This is a genomic window from Bacillus cereus group sp. MYBK95-2 (assembly GCF_051915225.1).
Lineage (GTDB): Bacteria > Bacillota > Bacilli > Bacillales > Bacillaceae_G > Bacillus_A > Bacillus_A cereus.
This window is the reverse complement of sequence record NZ_JBQAEH010000002.1, coordinates 736,443-756,918: the sequence shown is the minus strand read 5'-3', so window position 1 is coordinate 756,918 and position 20,476 is coordinate 736,443. Positions and strand designations below refer to the sequence as shown.

Below are 20,476 nucleotides of genomic sequence, written 5' to 3'. Positions count from 1 at the left end.
TCTCAAGTTATATAGTAAAGAATTTTCCGAATTGAAAACCTTTTACTCATTCACTTCCACCGCTACACGAATTCCAGATTCAATCGCACCTTGAATCCATCCGTGATATAGCGTTGTATGATCTCCAGCGAAGAATATTCTCCCCTCTGGTTTGACAATCGCTGGTTGCAACTCAGATTCTTGACCTGCTTGAAAAAGTGCAAATCCTCCAAGCGCATACGGATCCAATGTCCAGCTTTTTGATATTCCAGATATGAACTCATCATACACTTGACCACCTAATATTGTTGCTAAGTTGTGTAATGCGTAATAAATACGATCACCTTTTGATAAACCATCCCATAACAACGCGTCATAAGACCATGTATAGCTACCTAACATCATAGCCGGTCCTTTCTGCCCAATCCCATAACTTGGATAATAGGCATAACGAATTGGCAAATCTGTTATAATTCTGCCGCCTAATTGTCCTTGTTCTTCCCAAAATCGGCTTTTAAATTGAATTCCTATTTTCGTCGCAGGCATATAATGTAATTCACGAATTGCTTTCCATTTTTCATGAGATATAGAATCAAACGGATCTACTTCTACAAAACGCATTGTCGAAAACGGAATGGTAACAATAACTAAATCTCCTGTAATACTACTATATTCAAAAGTTTCCTCGTTCCGATAGAAAGCTGTCACACCATTATCGTGTTGATGTAGCTTCATTAATTTTTGATTATATATAATATTCTCTTCTAATTGCGGTAAAAATGACTTTGGCAATCTATCGTTCCCGCCCACAATTTCACAAAATCCGCTCTCCTCTTGCATAATGTATAGAAAGCGTAAAGTCTCTACAAACGATCGTTCCAAAAAACCTTCTAAATCTAATAGAACACCAATCATCTCAATTGTTACTGGCGAAAAGTAAGTATTATACTGATAAGGATGATACTTTAAAAATTGCCCAGTAGAGTATCTTCCAAAATCCTTTACTACAACGTCCCAATTTTTTTCTGGGTTCTTTTTTATAAAATTTATAATGGGCTGTACCGCTAACAATAATAATTCCTCTGACGTTTTTCCAACTTCATTCATTTCCACAGGATATCTTAGAATACTTGGATCTTTTTCATATTGTTTTAACGTCGTTTTCCGTCCATTTACGTATATAATATCCGTCTCATTCCTATTAATAAAAGGTCTCACCTGTAGCCCAAATTTTCTTATATATGTCATCGTTAATGTATGCGAATATGGAATCCTCATTGCTCCAACATCTAAATATAATCCGGTATCTTCCATTCTAACCGTTTCTATACGGCCACCTACCCGGTTATTTGCTTCAAAAATTTTCACATCATGTCCTGCAGCCTTTAATAAAGAGGCTGAAACTAACCCAGCCATACCAGCTCCCACTACAATAATCTGTTTTGGGCTTGTCGTCTTATTCAATCCTTTATCTATAACTTTTAACGCTTCATCCATTTCAGTGTTATACATTATATCTTTCTGCACAATTCCACCCCTTACTTCATCAAATGGACGTTAGTGGTTTAGTGCATTTTATTCATAAATCCCCATAAACATAACACCATTCCAATTTGAATATTCACTAAAAGTACATAAGAGACAGATCTCACTTTTCTTTATACTTCGTATAATATAGCAACTACAAAGAAGGAGTGGTTAAAAATGAAACATACCTATGACTATGATGCTACAAAAAAACATTTAGAATTAAAGAAACAAAACTTATGTAAAAAACTTAGCAATATGACACTATCTGAAAAAGAACGTGAACAACTAAAACGTGAAATTGACAACTATGAATATATTTTAAATCTAGTCGAAATGAATCATTATGAACGCGGATTTTCTCGTTAAAAGCGGAAATAAGATTATCCGCTTTTCATTTTGAGCATTTCACTACGCATTTTTCATAAGTAAATATATAATAGGATATGTACATTAAGATTGAGAGGTATATTCTATGATCAAGTTAAGTGTATTAGACCAATCACCTATTTCAGATGGTAGCACAGCAGCCCAAGCTTTTTCACATACAGTTACGCTTGCACAAGAAGTTGAAAAACTCGGATTCACACGTTTTTGGGTATCCGAACATCATAATTCCGTAAGCTTAGCTGGTTCAAGTCCAGAAATACTTATTTCTCATATTGCCGCTAAAACGGACCGTATTAGAGTCGGTTCAGGTGGTGTTATGTTACCGCATTATAGCCCATATAAAGTTGCTGAGAATTTCCGTGTTCTAGAAGCATTGTATCCGAACCGCATCGATCTCGGTGTTGGTAGAGCTCCTGGTGGTATGCCAATAGCAACTCGCGCACTTCAAGAAGGGAAAATGGTCTCACTTGATCAATATCCAGAACAAATTGCAGACGTTGCAATGTACTTACATGATCAAGTACCAGAAAACCATCACTATGCAAACTTAAAAGCCACTCCAGTTATCCCAACGTCTCCTGAAATGTGGATGCTCGGTTCTAGCGGAGAGAGCGCTAAAATTGCTGCAAACAACGGAGCTTCTTTCGCATTTGCACAATTTATTAACGGCTTCGGAGGCCCTGAAGTTATGAGGGCTTACCAAGAACAATATCAGCCTTCATTTTTAGGAGATAAGCCTAATTCAATCGTTGCGATCTTTGTTATATGCGGAGAAACAAATGAAGAAGCGGAAAAAATTGCTTCTAGTTTAGATTTATCAATCTTATTATTAGAGCAAGGAAAACGAACTACTGGTACACCTTCTATTGAAACTGCTCAAAATTATTCATACAGCGCTTATGATTTATTCCGTATAAAAGAAAATCGTCAACGTATGATTGTTGGTGATCCGTCTTCTGTAAAAGAAAAAATAATAAACTTAAGCAAAGCATACAATACTGACGAATTTATGATTGTCACGATTACTCATCAATTTGAACATAAATTAAAGTCTTATCGCTTATTAGCAAATGCTTTTAATTTATAATTCTAAAAAGAGATGCATCACATGTGATGCATCTCTTTTTCTTACTACTTATTGTTTTCATTTCCTATATATTCAATAGCTTCTTTTAATAGCTCTTCAAAGTTAATAGGATAATCATGATCTAAGTCAGGCACAACTTTATACTTATGTTCTATATTCTTCTCTCTTAATAGTTGTACAAATTGCTGCGTGGATTCGAAACAATCTTCATCTTGATCCCCGCATACTATATATCCTTTTATATGTTTATCCTGCAGCACTCTTAACAACTCATCCCATTCTTCAATCTCGGGAAGCCATGGTGCCATAAAAACAAAACCATCTACATTTATATCTTGTTGTAAAATCGTATATAAAGCTACTCTCGCCCCTGCAGAAAAACCACCAATGATTACACTTTCTACTGTATGATTTTCTATAAACTTATTGTAATGCTCTTTTAATTCCTCTTTCCCTCTCTCTATATCATCCCAAACAAATCCATCTGAAAACTCAATTTGTGAAGACTGTGGTAAAGCTAACATATAATCTTGTGTCAACACAGATTTCCAATATGGTTCTACTATTTGTATATTTTCTTGGTCACCGTGCAATGTAAGTAGTAGATTTCCCTCTTTCTTGCTGTATATATATTTCACATCTGGTCTTTCCTTTTTATGTGCTAATTCTTCTCTTTCTTTACATAATTGCACCATTGTATGAAATTCTTCAAATTTATGTAGTGATTTTAAATCTTCGTCGGAAATTAAATACTCATTTCCATACCAGAATCCCTTTTCTATAATGGCCTCTCTCATTAAATGTAATGCTTCTTTTTCAAGTCCCGATGCACTTGCGAGTGCATACTTAAAATTATATATTTGCGCCTCATTCCCTATTACACCTGTAGCGTTTTCCATTATATAATTGTACGCTTCAAAACTTCCTTTATTTGCATAACAACGTAACGTTTCATTTAATAATTGAATGTAAGTCATGCTATTTTTCATGTACCAATTCCCCCGAAACCTTTTATAATATTTTTTGCGAATCTTTATACCACTTTGTATAACCCACGCTAACAATACCTTATTCTCAAAATGATGCTTAATAGTTACTCTTCCCTGTCCAATACATTTAGTATAAATAATAATAGACTGAAAAATCAATATTTTAACAAACAAAAAAAGACAACAATATATGTATTGTTGCTTTCATTACATCTACCCGCTCTTTTGTTTTTTTCTATCTGGTTTACTTGAAACTAAATAATGTTTTTCTGAAATATATAAGTCTCTTTTTAAGCTACGATTTAAGTAAGGTCCTAGCTTCATTCCGCATATGAGGCGATCTTCGCTACCTTCAACAATTGGGAACATTTCTTTTTCTGTTACGTATTGGTCTACTGCTTTTTGTACGACATCAATTTCTTTCACTAGGCTTAAATTTTCTGCTGTATGTTCAAATACCTCAAGCGTTTCCTTCGTTATGAGAAAATCATTTGTTGGAAATGCAGGTAAATACGGTTTTAACAAATCATAATTTACTGTATAATCTTCATTTACTAATACTGTATAAACGATATTAGCATTCGTTTCTAAAAACTGAGCCATCGCTTGTTCTAATTCATCTTTCGTAATTTCCCGCTCTTCTTTTCCAGTTCTGAAAAAGCGAAACATCGCATCGCCTCCTTTTTACTATATTATAGCATAAAAGAAAACTGAAAAATCATAAAAAACCCATTGAAATAATTTTTCAATGGGTTTCTATTATATTTATCGTTATTTTAAGAATGCACTTAGCATCCATACATGCTGTTCTAATGTTGTATGAATTGCTAACAGCATGTCAGCTGATGTTTCATCGCCAGCTTCACCTGCAACTTCCATACCTTCTTTTAATTCTTGAATAAGTGCAGAATAATCATTCACTAATGTTTGCACCATTTCTTCTGCAGATTCTTTGCTTGTCCCTTCGCTGACACTAGATGTTGCGAGATATTCTTTCATTGTCGCTAATGGTTTACCTTCTAAAGCTAAAATACGTTCTGCTAACTCATCAATATACGTTCCAGCCTCATTATAAAACTCTTCAAATTTCTCATGTAATGTAAAGAAGTGTGGCCCTGTCACATACCAGTGATAATTATGTAGTTTCACATATAACACATTCCAGTTTGCTACCTGCTTGTTTAATACTTCAACAACATTTGTTTTCGTACTCATACAATCACTCCTCTTATCATTTTGTAATGTTTATCTTTTAATAACCTAATTACATTTTACCATACATTCCCTTTCCTTTCGAACAATTGGCTTATATGTAACAAAGTTTTAACACCTTTAATGCTTCCCTAATATCATTAAATTCATGTATTTTTTCAAACACTTCATACGTCTAATTGTCCAAGCTCATACATATGCATAATAGTACATCAAGCTCATCATAGTAGAAAGAGGGATAACATGGACAATCAACAATGGCAAGTAGCAAAGAAAGTAGCCGCTACTTATATCGGAACTGTCGTTGGAGCTGGATTTGCTACTGGACGAGAAATTGTTGAATTTTTCACAGTGAATGGATTATACGGGACAATTGGCATATGTGTAAGTGGATTTTTTTTTATTTGGCTTGGCACAAAGATGATGTTACTTTCATCACAAATCGGGGCATTTTCAGCGCAAGAATTTAACAAATATTTATTTGGGGATGTATTTGGGAATGTTGTAAACACATTATTATTACTCGTTTTATTCGGCGTAACGAGCGTTATGTTATCAGGGGCTGGTGCAGTATTTGAAGAGCAACTTCGCTTACCAAGACAACTCGGTATTCTTATTACAGTTATCGCTTGTCTCATTATAAGTAGCCGCGGATTACAAGGTGTTTTTGAAGTAAATACACTTGTCGTACCTATTATGATGATTTTTATTATCGGACTTGCTATTACAACCTTTTTTCACGGTACAACTCCTATTAACAACACTATTCCTGCAGAGAGCTGGAATATGAAATGGATTACTAGCCCTATTACATATGTCGCCTTAAATCTTTCTCTCGCCCAAAGTGTTCTCGTCCCATTAGCCAGTGAAGTAAAGGATCGAAAAGCTATTTTTTGGGGTGGGATTTTAGGTGGTGCTGGACTTTCTTTAATTTTATTATGCAGCCATTTAGCAATCTTATCAGTCGATCAATTTTACCAATATAACATCCCAATGGCTGAAGTCATAAGAAGATTTAATGCAACTTTTCACTTCTTTTTCGTTCTCATTATTTTCGGTGAAGTTTTCACAACTTTAGTTGGTAATGTGTTCGGAATGACAAAACAGATGCAATCTATTACTGGGTGGAAAAATAACAATATTATTTTCTTCATTTTACTAATTAGTTATTGCTTTAGCTACATCGGTTACAGTGACTTACTTCACATTCTATATCCTATCATCGGATGGGTAAGTATTGTTATACTGCCAATCATTGCGTTTAAACAACTTCAAAAAACATAAAAAAGCATCCATGTTATTGGATGCTTTTTTATGCTCATTCACAATCATCACATACTTCCCAATACGGTCCCATTTCTAATGCTAAATATGGCTTTAACTGCAACCGAATCATTCGACTAGGCATGCGCTCTAAAACAAATTGAATACCTTCTTCATCTTCGTCTAATTCAACTTTTGAAATCGCAATTCTTTGCATAGTCGTAATGGGAATTCCATCTTTATATAAAGTGATTTTCACCTCATCGTATTCATTAAAATATAATTCGACACTCATTTGATTTTTCAGTATTTCATCAACAATTTTAAATGTATTATTTTGTTCTTGGATTATATATTTCCATCCGCCTCTATCTTCTTTCGGAGCTGTTTGAAATAATGTCTCCAAATCCTCGTATAGCATAAGATAACCCCTCTCTTACTAAAAAACGATGAGTATTTTATATACCCTTTATCTCTATCACTATCCATAGCTATTGTACCATATATCAACGTTCTTACCGTATTCATTTGCTTCATACATACTTATAAAATAACTAATTCTATCTCCATTATTATGTATATTACCTCATTACTCCATACACTCTTACAAGTTCAAATAACGACAGACTTTAATCCATGCAAATATTGTCTACTCTCTGCTTTTATTAGCTTACAGCATTCACATTTTTACATATAGTAAGACTACCACAAATAAAAAAGGAGAGTGACTTATACCACTCCCCTCAAAAGACCTTCCCTATAGCTGCTAAAACTAATACGATTATTAAAATTGCAAATAATAATGAGACAATGAAACTAAAAATAGGTAACGCTTTCTTTTCATTCTTCTTAAATAGTAACTTTAAACTAAGAAAAATATTTACTGGTACAAATATAAAATAAAAATATTTAACAATTTGCACCGAGCTATTCGAAAGTGTTTTTAATATAAACACTTCAATTAGAAAAACAATAAAAAATGAAATACTTAGCCAAAATGAGACGTAACTAAGCCAAGAATGTCTTTTTGTCCCCCAATACACTCCCATAATACTCTCCTTTTATTTGTATTCTATACGTTAATAATTATACACAAAGCTAACAAATACCTCTATTTTTCGACAAACATTATGCAAAATACCATTTTAAACGTCATAAAGGAAGTTTACATCTCCATTTGATTTTACACAATAAAACAGACTACCCTCTATTGGCATAATGCTACTAGGGGATAGTCTGTTCTCTATTAAACTTTAAATCTCTCAATTAGTCCTTGCAACTCTTCAGCCATTTGAGATAACGTGCCTGCTGCAGATCCAATTTCCTCCATCGAAGCTAGCTGTTCTTCAGCTGAAGCCGCAACATTTTGTGTGCTTGTCGCATTATTTTGTGCTGTCATTGCAATTTGTCCTACCGAAATAGATACTTCATTTGCCCCTTTTGACATTCCATTAGCCGTTTCAACCATCGTCTTAATTTGATTAGCTATTTCATTTGTAGATTGTAAGATTTCAGCAAAGTTTTGCTTCGTTTCATTTGCGATAACAAGTCCAGATTGAACTTCCTCATTTACATGATTCATAGATTTGACTGTCTTACCCATATCATCTTGTATTTCACATATTAATTTACTAATTTCACTAGAAGATACGCTAGACTGCTCTGCCAATTTACGCACTTCATCTGCAACAATTGCGAAACCTCTTCCATGCTCACCGGCTCTTGCGGCTTCAATCGCCGCATTTAGAGCTAGAAGGTTTGTTTGATCTGCAATATTTTGAATTACTTCTAAAATATCACCAATTTGTTTTGATTTATTATTTAGTAATTGTATAACTGCATCTGATTGTGAAACCGATTCTGCAATAGACTGCATCTGGTTTACTGTTCTTCCTACTAGTTTCCCACCATCTTCTGCTTTTTCACGAGTATGTGCAGAAGCCGTATTAATAGATGATGAACTATTTGCTACATGTTGAATTCCTTCCGTTACATCAAACAGTAACATAGCGCCATTTTCTACGCTTGTTGTTTGCGTCGTTGCCCCACTTGATATTTCATCCATTGCGATTGTGATTTGCTCAGTCGCTTCACTCGCTTGCCTTACACTTGCAGTTAGCTCTTCTGATGCCGCTGCAACATGCCCAGCTGAATCGTTAATTCTTCCAATTAACGTCCGTAACGAATTCGTCATCTCATTAAAGCCTTTAGCAAGTTGGCCGATTTCATCATTAGAATGAATTTCAATTGTTTGCGTTAAATCCCCTTCGCTTATTTCTTTAGAGGTAACAACTAATCTCTTTAAAGGCTTCGTAATTGAAAGTGTTACAAAATAAATAAGTGCCCCGCCTACTACTAATGAGATAAGCATAACAATTAACATATTATAAAATACAGGTTGAGCAGCTTCAATTACTTCACTTGAGTACATCGTCCCACCAATTTTCCAACCTGTTTTTACATTTGTAGCAAATACCATATTCTTTTCACTACCGCCATAAGAATATGAAAAAGCACCGTGATTATCTTCATAAATTTTCTTTGCCCAAGAATCAGCCGCTTTTTCCCCTGATTTTTCTTGTGGATGAGCAATTATTTTTTGCTTTCCATCTAAAATGAAGGCATATCCTTTTTTACCAATATTAATTAACTTTGATGTTTTTAATAAATTATCTAAACTTAAATCTAGCGCAACAACTCCATTTTTATCTTCTGTTTGTTTTGCGATTGTTACGACAATATGTCCATTTCCTTTTGCCTTATATGGCTCAGTAACAACAATACCACCTTGTTTTGCAACCGCATCTTTATACCAAGAACGCTCTGTTGGATCATAGTCTGCTGCCATTTGTATATTTGGTTCTTGTACAAATTTTTTATCATTTCCGGCAACATATACTTGTTCAATATCTTTATTTAAATTTATATATTGAGATAACATTTTTCTTAATTCATCCTGATTATCTCCTTGATACATATTCCCCTGAATCACCCGTGCAAAATTATTCACATCATTAAATTTTGCATCAATCATTTGATTGATTAAATTATCCAGTATTTTTATATTGTCGTTGGCACTACTCTTAATTTGCGATTCAAAATTCTTTTTGGCTGTTTGATAAGACATGCCTCCGATAATAGACACAGCCGCAATTAAAATTACAAAGAATGAAATTAATAGCTTTTTTGCTACTTTCATATCACGAAACAAATTTAATAGTTTACCCATTATGAACCTCCTAATTTTCAAATTTAAAAGTTAAATTGAGTTAATTATGAATATTTCCCAATCCCTAATTATTATTTTCATAACCTATTATGATGAATACTTTGTAAAGTTTAAACAATTAACTTCCCTTTGTCTATATATATAAATAATATTATTATAAAATTTACAAATAGAAAAAACCAAAGGGTGCCCCTTTGGTTTTTACATTTTTTTATGTTGTTTAGAAAGCTTTTTCCACTTATCACGCTCTGCTCTGGCAAGGATTGCATCTTGTTTTCTTATAAAATACGCCAGTTCTCTTTGTAATTTTTTATAGCTTTTTAAACGATCTATCGTAATAAGTCCGTTTTCAATTGCACTATACACCGCGCACCCTGGTTCATTCTCATGCTTACAATCACGGAAACGGCATGTTGTCGCAAGTTCTTCAATATCAGAGAATGTTGTTTGAATCGCTTCGCTTCCTTCCCAAAGTTGCAATTCCCTCATACCGGGAGTATCAATTACGAGAGCGCCACTTGGCAATTGGAATAACTCTCGATGCGTTGTCGTATGCCTTCCCCTACTATCCTCCTCACGTATATCTCCCGTTTTTGCTACCTCAATTCCTATTAGCGCATTTAACAAAGTTGACTTTCCTACCCCTGATGACCCCACTAAAGCAATTGTTTTCCCTGAAGAAACGAATTGTTTCAACGAATCAATACCTGTATGCTCTAAACTATCAACAACAAAAATAGGAACACCAATTGCTATAGCTTCCGTTTCTACAATTTTTTGTTCTATATCATTACATATACTACTCTTTGTTAAAACAATAACTGGCATAGCGCCACTTTCATACGCTAATAATAAATAACGTTCCATCCTTCTAACATTAAAATCATGATTAAGTGCATTCACTAAAAATAAATAATCTACATTTGCTGCTATAATCTGTTCTTCTGTTCTTGTTCCAGCCTCTTGTCTTGAGAAAGAGCTTCTTCGCTGGAAAATACGATGAATAATCGCTTTCTTTTCATCTTCTATTTTCTTTATATACACCCAATCACCAACTGCTGGATAATCGCCTTTCGTAACTGCTTCATGCCGAAACTTCCCAGACAGTTCTGCCATATACTCACCATCATTACAAATAATTCGATATATATGCTTATGCTCGAGTAAAATTCGTCCTATTTCAAAGTTCTCAACAGCTTGTTCCTCAAAAAAAGAATCCCAGCCGAACGATTCTAAAATATTTTGATTCAAATTGATATCCTCCCTAGTGTAAGCTAAGCGGAAGGATCGTGCGCTCACTTATATAGTCTCGCCCTTTCCATCCACCTTTGTATTTGGTTTATTATTCATATAAGTTATTTTCGCCATAATACATCACCCCGTTCTTCTTTTAATTACTCTCATTATATGGAATTCTCCTATAAAAAGCTACATTATTTAACGTAATTTTCAAACAACTTTCTTTTGAGCATTCTAATTTGTCCTCGGTGACTAATTTCATCTTCTAGCACATGATACCAAAGATAGTGCTGGTTATATATTACACCGTTAGGCCACTTTCTTTCTGACATGAGCCACTCATCACTTTGTTCACTTAAATACTTCAGAGATTCTTCTCGAACACTTTGTAGAAGTTGTACATAATACTGTATTTCATGACCACGGATCGCTCTACCTGCTTCCCCTAAATACAGTGCATCTTCCCATATTTCTAATTCTTCTTTTGTAAAGTCACGATTTTGAAATGAAATAAGCTGATGAACTTTTTCAATAGCTGCTATATGCTTTAATAAGGCGCCAATTGAATTTCCGCTGCTCTGCATAATTAAATCTAATTGCTCAACTGATAAATTTTTTACTTCGCCTAATGTTACAGCCCTCGTATGCTCCAGCATGCTTACTAATTCCCCTATAGTTTTTGTATAACCATCTACACTTCTTATTCGATAATCTATCTTCATATCATGCACCCCTTTCTGCATTCATATTATTGTAAAAATGATTCATATAATAGACTGAAACCTTTCGAAATTTTCTGTTATAATTAAATTGAATACAAAATATACCCAAACAAACTTTCTCAATATGCTTATATGAAATATTAAAAGGAATCAATATAAAATAATCGAATCTTATTCACTAAAAGGAGTGGATTCGATGGAAATGTATCAATGGCTAACCGCTGTTCTCGTTGGTGGCATTACCGGCTTCGTTTCCCATCTAATCAATAACCAAGGTAAGTTATTGCTTCCACGCCGTTTGAAAACATTTTTTCATTTTGGATTTTTAACTGATATTTTTACTGGTAGCCTAGCCGCACTTCTTGGGCTCGTTTTATTCGATGTCACCGCGATAAAAGAAATTATAAAAGTATCCATTGTAACTGCTATTTCCGGTCAAACTTTTTTACTACATCAAGCTCTTGGTGGCGAACAGGCTAAAAATACGCAAATTGGGAAAGCTGATGAGAAGATTCAAGAAATTGACAAATTATTGCGACGTTAGTGTATACTTTCTTTTAAAATTATTGTTATAATGAGAAATAAATATTTTCTATTGCGTCGTTTGTCAGGAGAAAGGGTGTTTCGTATGACAAAAAAGAAAATAGAAGATTTCTTAACAAACTCCGAAAAAGAGGAACTGCTAGAAAACTATAAATGTTTACGAGAAGCCCGCACAAAAAGCGAAGCTAACTATTTTGGTGAAGCAGTAAATCACCTATTAAATAAAGCAAAACAACGAATTATTAAAGATGCAGGTATACATGATGAAAATGCTGCAACTGTTCAATCAAAGAGAAAAGCACTGTTTTAGCTACATTAGCTAAAACAGTGCTTTTTATTTAGAATTTTTTTCTTTCCATGCTATATTCTCTCTGCCTTTATCTTTCCATTTTTACAGTTTCAAAAGTCATCTAGACCTAAAGATCAACCTAATAATATTAGCCCACGCAAACCATTTTAATAATAGATAAAATAATTGAACTAGTAATGCTACAAACTAAATAAGTTTATTAAATCGCTTCTTTTAAATCTGAATGCGGATTTGGTCCGTATTGATTGTCATTTTCTTCACTTTCAATGATAAAAAATACAAGTAAAACAACGCTACCAAACGGTACAAAATTTAATAGTTGCCACCATCCCGTTTTCCCAATATCATGTAATCGTCGTGCACCAACCGAAAAACTTGGTATAATCATTACTAACATAAATAGCAACGCAATAATAGCAACTAACACCTCTGAAAATGATGATAAAAATAAAAGTAGCCAAAAAATTACGATATTGGATAAACTAAAAATCCAGTACTCTTTTCGCGTAGCTCTACCACTAAAATTCCCATAATTCTTTAGAGCTTTCAAATACCATTGCATTTAAACCTCTCCCTTTTATCCCCAATAAAATTAAAATATGTAATTATTAACAGATAAGTAGAAATATAACACAATATTTATGTAAAATCCATATCCCCATCTAAATTGCCCTCTATTTAAATAGTTTTTTCCTTCGGCATTTTTCACATTACTTTCACATCTATTTCACAAATATAAGTAGTCCGATATGCTAAACTAAGTATATCCTTTTCCAAGGAACTATATGCCGATATATAAATCCCTATCTTTATAGGGATTTTTATTTTTTGATTCCTCATAACTTTGTTACAATACATTTCTTCTACTATTTCTATACTTTTAGTAACCACTTTAATTAAAAACACATTCATGTATTCACACTCTTATTAATTCTGATTTGCGAAATATTTATACAAGCTTTATGATGCAATTCCTGTTTCGCTATTTTCAGTAAGTTTTTCACTTTTTCTAAACAAAAATAAAGCTCCTATATATAGTAACGCAGTAAAACTACCTATAAGTATAAAATTGTAAGATACTGCAAATAACATTCCTGCTATTGCCGCACCAATCATTTGACCAATATACATAGAAGCATTTGCAAGCGCGGCTCCTGTTCCTCTTGCTACACTAGATATGTTTTGTAAGTGCCTCATCATTAATACAAACAAAATTCCTGTCACAAAAAATAAAACAAAGAAAAAGTATTCAACAAAAATAAGACTCTTTAAATAGGGAAGTATTATATACGACAGAACCATACTAAAAAAACATCTCATATGAATATGAGATGTTTTTTTAGTATTTACTATTCTTTTAATAAATCTAATAATCCATTCCCTTCGGATGTACGTTCATACCCTAAAGGTACAGTTCTTTTAATAAGTTGTGCATATATTTCCGGCTCTGATAACTTTCGACCGTATTCTTGCTCACACTGTTTAATGAGCAAGGCAAGCGCTCCAGCAACATGCGGCGTCGCCATGGAAGTTCCACTTAACACTGCATATTTCCCATCTGGATACGTAGATAATATTTCATCACCTGGCGCTACTAGATCAATTTCTTGATTTGAATTACTAAAACATGTGATTTTCCGTTCTAAATTGACAGCGCCGACTTCAATTACTTCCGAGTAAGCACCTGGGTAATCTAGTTCCTCTGTATTATCATTACAATCTCCATTATTCCCAGCAGCACATACGACGAGAACATCCTGCTTTACCGCCTTTTGAATTGCTTCATGTAATTCTGGAACATCTTGCGGACCACCAAGTGACATTGAAATAATTCTCACTTTCTCTTGATTCGGCCCTCTCCAATTTACAGCATAATGAATTGCCTCAATAATTTGCTCGTAACTTCCAGAACCATCTCCCGCTAAAACTTTTAATACTAACATTTTAGCAAGTGGTGCAACTCCTAATACACCGACACCATTTTCAGTTGCTGCAATCGTCCCCGCGACATGAGTACCATGTCCGTTATTATCAAGATACACATTTGGATCAGCTTCATAATCTTTTGTGAAATTTCTTCCGCCGATAATACGATCTTTTAAATCTATATGATTAGTATCACACCCTGTATCTAATACGGCAACGACTACATCTTGCCCCTTCACACTCTTTCCCCATACTTGCGGAGCGTGAATCAGTTGTACACCTGGTGGAATTTCATTTACTTGTTCTACAACCTTATTTACGGTAAATGGAATCAATTGTATACCTTTTTGTTTATTCACTGTACTACTCATCGTAATCCCTCCTGAAAATGTATTATTTTCATTTCAGACCACTTTTGAATACGTGTAAATGTAACATTCGTTTTATTCTTTTTGTTTTCCTTCTTTTCAAATATTTCTCAACATCATTTACTAACTCTATACTACTTTTGTATTTCCCCTATGATTTATAGGAAATAACAGCCTGGGTCATTCAACTAATAACCAAAATAAAAGGACCAATTAATGGTCCTCTTACATTCTTTTAAAAGAATGATATGTAATTTGAAAAATAATATAAATTAAGACTAAACCTCACTCTTGTTTAAAAACTTTTCTATTTCTTTTACTAAATATTCCGCTCCCTCTATCCCAACAGTAATATTTCCATTTGCTAATGATATGTTCTGCTCTGAAACATCACCTGTGATTTGGCAAGCATTGTAAGGTTGATATTTTTGTAAAATGATTTTATCTGCTTCTACAAAAATTTCAAGCGGTGATTTGATTTGTATTCCCAATACATCGCGTAATTCTTTAGGGATAACAATTCGTCCTAATTCGTCTACTTTTCGAATAACTCCTGTTGCTTTCATATTTCTCCCCCTTTCTCTCTATTAATTTTTTTCACCTCGCTTTTTCCATTTTATCACTTTTTGGCAATACTTGCCTCTTTTTAGAAAATTTTGTACTCGAGTTAAAAAAACACATTTAATGCATACGTAATCTCTCTTTCAATTGTTTTACATAACGGGATCTTATAAGTAAGAAGTATACAACTTGAATACCTATGAAAATACTTAATACAACTGTATTTTCTTTAAACAATGAGTACTCAAACATTTGCCCTAACGCCGTTAAGGCTACTGCCCCATGTAATGTTGCAACACCAATTGGAACGAAGAATAAAAGCGCCAATCGAATTGTAACTACCTTCGATAATTCCCTACTCGTCAATCCAACTTTTCGAATCATTTCGAACAAGCGAACATCATCCTCCAAATCGGAGAATAAACGGAAGTAAAGGAAACTTCCTGCGCAAACGAAAAATACTATACCAATAAAGAAACCTACAAATAAAATCGGTCCTGCAATTTGTAAACTTTGGTTTTGTTCGTACTCTTCCGCACTAAACGTTGACTGTTCTTGATACGGTTTAATTTGATGAGTAAGCTCTTTACCAATTTCAATCTCATCTTTCGTTCTTTCAGTTTTATACATATAATCTTTTGTCTCTATAAATCCATCTTGTAATGAATCATATTGATTATTAGAGATTACATAAACATTTCCTCTTAATATTTTCCCCAATGAAGATGAAGTAACTTTTTTCACCTTTAAACTTTCATTCATATTGGGTAAAGTAATTTCTTTTCTTTCTTTCATCGCTGGCCCTGGTATATCAGCTGACAAAAATACAACCTCTTTATTTGCTACAGTATTAAATGGTTCTCCTGTTAACTTTGCATATTCCTTATAATCTGATTCTTTTATAAAAGTGGCGCTTCTTAACGACTGTTCCTCCGTTTTCTTTGTCGAAATATTAGTTTTTGAAGCTGCTATATTATATTTCTTTAATCCTTTGTCAATCATTTGTATATGTTGTGATTCGTTACTATTCCCTTGCTTAGAATGGTAATGAAACGCAATTGGTCTCTCCATTATCCCTTTCGTCATGGATGCGAAGCCGACTAATGTCCCTATTGCGGAAAATGCTACAGTAGAAATAATGGTTACAATAAAGAACATTCTTGCGTTATCTCTCATGCGATACGCTAAATCTGATAACGTAATAATATTAGTCTGTGTCCAATAGAAACGTTTACTTTTTTTACATAATCGAATAATAAAGACACTCAGCTGCTTGTACAACAAATACGTCCCAATAATAACTACCGTTGTAACAGGAATCATCATAATAAATACCATTGCGCCATGCGATAGAAGAGCTCCTACATAGCCAGCACTAAGCAATACTACTGCTAATATTGAAGAAATGATTGATGCTTTCGGTTCCGGTTTTGCCTCTGCTGACCCTCTAAACAACTTCATAATTTTATTTTTACGAATCATTCCTGCACTAAACAATGATATGATCATAAATAATATGAAAAACATAATACTTGTTACAACAATTGCTTTCATCGGTATGTAATAGTATAAGGAGATATCTAGTTTCAATATCATCGGAGCGACAAATAGTAATACCCCTGAAAATAACATACCTGAAAGAATACCAAAAATAATTGCCCCTATTCCAATCATAATATTTTCAAAAAAGATCAGACGCTTTAATTGATATTTCGTCATACCTAGCATCATTAAAATTCCTAGTTCACGCTTTCTCGTTTTTAAAAACATTCCCATCGAATATAAAATAAAGAAGAATGTAAATAAGTAAATAATAGACTGTGCAAAAGACATACTTACGAATACGTACTGACCTAATTCTCCTGCACTTAATGCCGGATGAAACGCAAAAAATGAATACACAAAAAAGGCCATAATTGCAAATGCACTACTCAAAAAATAGGCTGAGTATGTCCGTCTATTTCGGGTTACATTCCGATATGCTAGTTCTCTAATGTTCATATTACTTCTCCGCCCTTCTACTATCTATGTTTTTATATTAGTAAAGTGCGGAAATACCTTCCATCGATTCAAATGACAAAAACCTTACATTTTTGAAAGGTTTAAAAAAATTGCTTATACGTAGTACTTTATTTATAATGACTACATTCATATTCATACACACATCCTATTGTATATTCGTTAGTTTTGCGAAATAATAAAGGATAGAAGTATGTACCATTATACATATAAACTTATTTACCGCTTTAATATGAATAGGAGGAAAACATAATGACATTACAAGAACAGATTATGAAAGCATTACATGTTCAGCCTGTAATTGATCCAAAAGTTGAAATTCGTAAACGAGTTGATTTCTTAAAGGATTATGTAAAAAAAACAGGCGCAAAAGGATTTGTACTTGGTATTAGCGGCGGCCAAGACTCTACATTAGCAGGACGCTTAGCACAACTTGCAGTTGAAGAAATTCGTAACGAAGGTGGTAATGTAACGTTTATCGCCGTGCGTCTTCCTTATAAAGTACAAAAAGATGAAGATGATGCACAATTAGCATTACAATTCATTCAAGCAGATCAATCTGTTGCATTTGATATTGCTTCAACTGTTGATGCTTTTTCAAATCAATATGAAAACTTATTGGGTGAGTCATTAACAGATTTCAATAAAGGTAACGTGAAAGCACGTATCCGTATGGTTACTCAATATGCAATTGGTGGACAAAAAGGGTTACTTGTTATCGGAACAGATCACGCTGCAGAAGCTGTAACAGGGTTCTTTACAAAATTCGGAGATGGTGGTGCAGATTTATTACCATTAACGGGATTAACGAAGCGCCAAGGACGTGCATTATTACAAGAGTTAGGTGCAGACGAGCGACTTTACTTAAAAATGCCAACAGCTGATTTATTAGATGAAAAACCAGGTCAAGCTGACGAAACAGAGTTAGGTATTACTTATGATCAATTAGATGATTATTTAGAAGGTAAAGCAGTTCCAGCTGACGTTGCAGAGAAAATTGAAAAACGTTACACAGTGAGTGAGCATAAAAGACAAGTACCAGCGTCAATGTTTGATGATTGGTGGAAATAAATAAAACATAAAAAAGAAGCTAATCTTCATTTAGCTTCTTTTTTATATGTTAACGATATACCCCTACTCTTTTCTCCAATAAATCTTGCAAGCAATCTTCATGTTGTTTACAAAATAACGGTGGCATGTCGTCTAACGGGAAAAACTTCAAATCCAACGTTTCATCACCATCTACTTTTTTGTCACCTCCAACTATTGAGAATGAAAAGAACATCACAATTGACTGGGCCTTGTCTCCATTTGGATATGATTGAAAATATTTTGTATACACTCCAATAAGCTCATTTATTTCTACATCATACCCGGTTTCTTCTTTTATTTCCCGGATTGCAGTTTCCGCAGCTGATTCTCCTATCTCCATTGCACCACCTGGAAATCCCCAAGCGTTAAAGTCTCCTCTTTTTTGCAGTAATACTTCTCCATCTTTATTAAATACACAACCACCGGCAAAGTTTAAGAAAACATAATCATGTCCTACTTTTTCACGTAATTCTTTTATATAATTCGCCATTCTCTTTCCCCTTTTCATACTTCTTCTATCGCTATTTTTTATCTTTTTCAAGCAATTCAATGATTCGATCTAGCTTCTGGTTCATATTAATCACGTGGTGTTTTTTTGCAACGCTGCTTTGTAATACTCTTCTAATAAACAAAGTAAATGATATGAAAAACAAAACGATAAGTCCGATTACTAAACAAATATATATCAATGTAAATATATTGCTTTCGAACAAGTTCATTCCACATTCACATCCTTATCACTTTATTTTATCACATAATTCTTAATATTTTAAAGTAATCAATAAATAAAAAAGCATCTGTTACAGATGCTTTTTCCCATTGCTTAATACGTAAATGTAATTGTCGCTAATGAATAACCCGCCAATGCACTATAAGGCGCTACTTGATAAGACACACGCTTTGCACCTTTTGGCCAATTTATTTCATTTAATACTTTCTTTATATCTTGCATCGTCCCATCCATGGACTGCTTATATCGTACTTCTACTTTTTCTGGTTTGGCTGCAAACTGTTGCTGCAACTTTTGCTTAAATTCATTATAATTTTCTGCTCCGTATTCTGCAGATAAGTATTGTAAATTTGTTTCTTTTAACATCTGCTCATATACGACAGTTTTTGAGCTACCAGCTTTTATTTTATTTGTTAATTCACCAAAATAACTTGTAGTTGCCGCTGGATATTTGCTACGATCCCATTCATGATCTTTACTTAACTGTTCGTCAGACATATTAAAATATGAGTAAGTTACACGCCCTGCTTTATCTGGTACTGGATCATCAAATGTAGTATCTAGGTGATACCATTTGTTTTCAATGTTCACTAAATTCCACGCGTGAGCTTGTCCATTTCCTGTGCCTGTTACAATATGATTTTGAATACCTGCCTCTTTTAACAACTCATACGTTAATAATGTATATCCTTGGCAAACGGCAGAACGATTCGCTAATGCTTCATATGCTGTATACGCTTGATAAGACGTATCATAAGACACATGCTTAACAACGTAATCGTGAATAGCTTTTACTTTCTCATGCTCATCCATCCCTGGTTTTACAATTGATCCAACAATTGATTTCGCCTGAGCTTTTACATATTGAGTTTGTTCTTTTGATTCACGGTATTTTACTTGCAGTGTAAACGTATAGTCCCCTGGCATTCCTTTAATAGAATATCTAGTAGACGCTACATTATATTTTACATACTCATCAGCATCTACAATTTTATTAAACTCACCATACAATTGATCCATAATATTTCTAGCATTTCTATCTTTTGTTTTATATGTGATTGTAATATTTTCTTCTCGATTATCAATCTGTTTTTTTAATTCTTTTCTGAAATCATCTAATAACTTTACATCTGATTGTGCTGTCACTGTAGTCGGATTTGTAGCTGCATAAGATACAGATGATGCTTGTAAGCCTCCCATTACTATAGTTGAACAAAGTGCGGCAGCTGTCACATACTTACTTGTCTTTCCCATCTTGTCACTCCTTATATTCTATAACTATACGAAAAG

The 20,476-nt window shown here is 33.8% G+C and carries 23 protein-coding genes and 2 pseudogenes; 6 read left to right on the top strand and 19 right to left on the bottom strand.

The genetic code is table 11. The features are described from left to right. Positions 1-42: 42 nt before the first annotated feature. Entirely contained in the window at positions 43-1,506 is a 1,464-nt protein-coding gene (locus ACTFN4_RS10825; RefSeq protein ID WP_001168130.1) for a flavin monoamine oxidase family protein, read from the bottom strand. A 177-nt stretch (positions 1,507-1,683) separates the two neighbouring features. Between ACTFN4_RS10825 and ACTFN4_RS10820 the strand changes: the two genes are divergently transcribed. Both ACTFN4_RS10820 and ACTFN4_RS10815 read left to right on the top strand, forming a co-directional pair. After that, the gene (locus ACTFN4_RS10820; protein WP_000683359.1) at positions 1,684-1,875 is read left to right on the top strand and encodes a DUF3896 family protein; all 192 of its coding nucleotides are present in this window, start codon (positions 1,684-1,686) and stop codon (positions 1,873-1,875) included. A 106-nt stretch (positions 1,876-1,981) separates the two neighbouring features. Beyond that, on the top strand, positions 1,982-2,983 hold the full coding sequence (locus tag ACTFN4_RS10815) for an LLM class flavin-dependent oxidoreductase (protein ID WP_000594045.1): 1,002 nt from the start codon (positions 1,982-1,984) through the stop codon (positions 2,981-2,983). 44 nt (positions 2,984-3,027) lie between these two features. Here ACTFN4_RS10815 and ACTFN4_RS10810 read toward each other — a convergent pair whose 3' ends face one another. From ACTFN4_RS10810 to ACTFN4_RS10800, 3 genes are all read right to left on the bottom strand, one after another. After that, entirely contained in the window at positions 3,028-3,972 is a 945-nt protein-coding gene (locus ACTFN4_RS10810; RefSeq protein WP_000798313.1) for an alpha/beta hydrolase, read from the bottom strand. A gap of 213 nt (positions 3,973-4,185) precedes the next feature. Beyond that, positions 4,186-4,641, bottom strand: a complete 456-nt coding sequence (locus ACTFN4_RS10805; RefSeq protein ID WP_000488210.1) for a DUF3939 domain-containing protein — start codon at positions 4,639-4,641, stop codon at positions 4,186-4,188. A gap of 102 nt (positions 4,642-4,743) precedes the next feature. Then, complete coding sequence (locus tag ACTFN4_RS10800) at positions 4,744-5,187, bottom strand: Dps family protein (RefSeq protein ID WP_000105199.1); 444 nt, start codon at positions 5,185-5,187, stop codon at positions 4,744-4,746. Positions 5,188-5,427: 240 nt separating this feature from the next. On the opposite strand from ACTFN4_RS10800, the gene ACTFN4_RS10795 reads away from it, so the two are divergent. Continuing rightward, positions 5,428-6,468 (top strand): YkvI family membrane protein, encoded by a 1,041-nt coding sequence (locus ACTFN4_RS10795; protein WP_000370210.1) that lies wholly within the window; start codon positions 5,428-5,430, stop codon positions 6,466-6,468. Positions 6,469-6,502: 34 nt separating this feature from the next. Here ACTFN4_RS10795 and ACTFN4_RS10790 read toward each other — a convergent pair whose 3' ends face one another. The 6 genes and pseudogenes from ACTFN4_RS10790 to ACTFN4_RS10765 all read right to left on the bottom strand — a co-directional run bounded on the left by ACTFN4_RS10790 (position 6,503) and on the right by ACTFN4_RS10765 (position 11,637). After that, the gene (locus ACTFN4_RS10790; RefSeq protein WP_000965068.1) at positions 6,503-6,868 is read right to left on the bottom strand and encodes a DUF3979 family protein; all 366 of its coding nucleotides are present in this window, start codon (positions 6,866-6,868) and stop codon (positions 6,503-6,505) included. 322 nt (positions 6,869-7,190) lie between these two features. Next, on the bottom strand, positions 7,191-7,496 hold the full coding sequence (locus ACTFN4_RS10785; RefSeq protein ID WP_000539569.1) for a hypothetical protein: 306 nt from the start codon (positions 7,494-7,496) through the stop codon (positions 7,191-7,193). Between the two features lie 197 nt (positions 7,497-7,693). Continuing rightward, positions 7,694-8,512, bottom strand: coding sequence for a methyl-accepting chemotaxis protein (locus ACTFN4_RS10780; protein ID WP_406622349.1), 819 nt, complete (start codon positions 8,510-8,512; stop codon positions 7,694-7,696). Positions 8,513-8,635: 123 nt separating this feature from the next. Then, positions 8,636-9,574 (bottom strand): annotated as a pseudogene (locus tag ACTFN4_RS10775) (HAMP domain-containing protein); the annotation flags it as partial. Between the two features lie 303 nt (positions 9,575-9,877). After that, positions 9,878-10,927: a ribosome small subunit-dependent GTPase A gene (rsgA, locus tag ACTFN4_RS10770; protein ID WP_439962288.1), complete on the bottom strand. Its 1,050-nt coding sequence runs from the start codon at positions 10,925-10,927 to the stop codon at positions 9,878-9,880. Positions 10,928-11,109: 182 nt separating this feature from the next. Continuing rightward, positions 11,110-11,637 (bottom strand): DinB family protein, encoded by a 528-nt coding sequence (locus tag ACTFN4_RS10765; RefSeq protein WP_000687342.1) that lies wholly within the window; start codon positions 11,635-11,637, stop codon positions 11,110-11,112. Between the two features lie 196 nt (positions 11,638-11,833). On the opposite strand from ACTFN4_RS10765, the gene ACTFN4_RS10760 reads away from it, so the two are divergent. Both ACTFN4_RS10760 and ACTFN4_RS10755 read left to right on the top strand, forming a co-directional pair. Next, positions 11,834-12,181: a DUF4257 domain-containing protein gene (locus tag ACTFN4_RS10760; protein ID WP_000426317.1), complete on the top strand. Its 348-nt coding sequence runs from the start codon at positions 11,834-11,836 to the stop codon at positions 12,179-12,181. 84 nt (positions 12,182-12,265) lie between these two features. After that, positions 12,266-12,490 carry a hypothetical protein gene (locus tag ACTFN4_RS10755; RefSeq protein WP_000162602.1) on the top strand — a complete coding sequence of 75 codons (225 nt, stop codon included), beginning with the start codon at positions 12,266-12,268 and terminating at the stop codon, positions 12,488-12,490. A gap of 199 nt (positions 12,491-12,689) precedes the next feature. Here the strand turns inward: ACTFN4_RS10755 and ACTFN4_RS10750 are convergent, their stop codons facing one another. The 6 genes and pseudogenes from ACTFN4_RS10750 to ACTFN4_RS10725 all read right to left on the bottom strand — a co-directional run bounded on the left by ACTFN4_RS10750 (position 12,690) and on the right by ACTFN4_RS10725 (position 17,346). Continuing rightward, positions 12,690-13,052 carry a DUF805 domain-containing protein gene (locus tag ACTFN4_RS10750; RefSeq protein ID WP_001198796.1) on the bottom strand — a complete coding sequence of 121 codons (363 nt, stop codon included), beginning with the start codon at positions 13,050-13,052 and terminating at the stop codon, positions 12,690-12,692. 143 nt (positions 13,053-13,195) lie between these two features. Further along, positions 13,196-13,402, bottom strand: coding sequence for a hypothetical protein (locus tag ACTFN4_RS10745; RefSeq protein WP_001100443.1), 207 nt, complete (start codon positions 13,400-13,402; stop codon positions 13,196-13,198). A gap of 48 nt (positions 13,403-13,450) precedes the next feature. Further along, positions 13,451-13,798, bottom strand: a pseudogene (locus ACTFN4_RS10740) (MFS transporter); the annotation flags it as partial. A gap of 41 nt (positions 13,799-13,839) precedes the next feature. Further along, complete coding sequence (locus tag ACTFN4_RS10735; RefSeq protein ID WP_086402051.1) at positions 13,840-14,787, bottom strand: serine protease; 948 nt, start codon at positions 14,785-14,787, stop codon at positions 13,840-13,842. A 275-nt stretch (positions 14,788-15,062) separates the two neighbouring features. Continuing rightward, on the bottom strand, positions 15,063-15,350 hold the full coding sequence (locus ACTFN4_RS10730; RefSeq protein WP_000648324.1) for an AbrB/MazE/SpoVT family DNA-binding domain-containing protein: 288 nt from the start codon (positions 15,348-15,350) through the stop codon (positions 15,063-15,065). A 115-nt stretch (positions 15,351-15,465) separates the two neighbouring features. Beyond that, positions 15,466-17,346, bottom strand: a complete 1,881-nt coding sequence (locus tag ACTFN4_RS10725) for an FtsX-like permease family protein (protein WP_017656811.1) — start codon at positions 17,344-17,346, stop codon at positions 15,466-15,468. Between the two features lie 270 nt (positions 17,347-17,616). Here ACTFN4_RS10725 and nadE point away from each other — a divergent pair, with 270 nt between their 5' ends. Further along, the gene (gene nadE / locus ACTFN4_RS10720) at positions 17,617-18,435 is read left to right on the top strand and encodes an ammonia-dependent NAD(+) synthetase (protein WP_000174904.1); all 819 of its coding nucleotides are present in this window, start codon (positions 17,617-17,619) and stop codon (positions 18,433-18,435) included. 49 nt (positions 18,436-18,484) lie between these two features. Here the strand turns inward: nadE and ACTFN4_RS10715 are convergent, their stop codons facing one another. The 3 genes from ACTFN4_RS10715 to ACTFN4_RS10705 form a co-directional block, all read right to left on the bottom strand. Then, the gene (locus tag ACTFN4_RS10715; protein ID WP_000024992.1) at positions 18,485-18,946 is read right to left on the bottom strand and encodes an NUDIX hydrolase; all 462 of its coding nucleotides are present in this window, start codon (positions 18,944-18,946) and stop codon (positions 18,485-18,487) included. A gap of 31 nt (positions 18,947-18,977) precedes the next feature. Continuing rightward, entirely contained in the window at positions 18,978-19,175 is a 198-nt protein-coding gene (locus ACTFN4_RS10710) for a DUF4083 domain-containing protein (RefSeq protein WP_002183486.1), read from the bottom strand. 104 nt (positions 19,176-19,279) lie between these two features. Beyond that, positions 19,280-20,440, bottom strand: coding sequence for a transglutaminase domain-containing protein (locus tag ACTFN4_RS10705; RefSeq protein ID WP_000520865.1), 1,161 nt, complete (start codon positions 20,438-20,440; stop codon positions 19,280-19,282). Positions 20,441-20,476 lie beyond the last annotated feature (36 nt).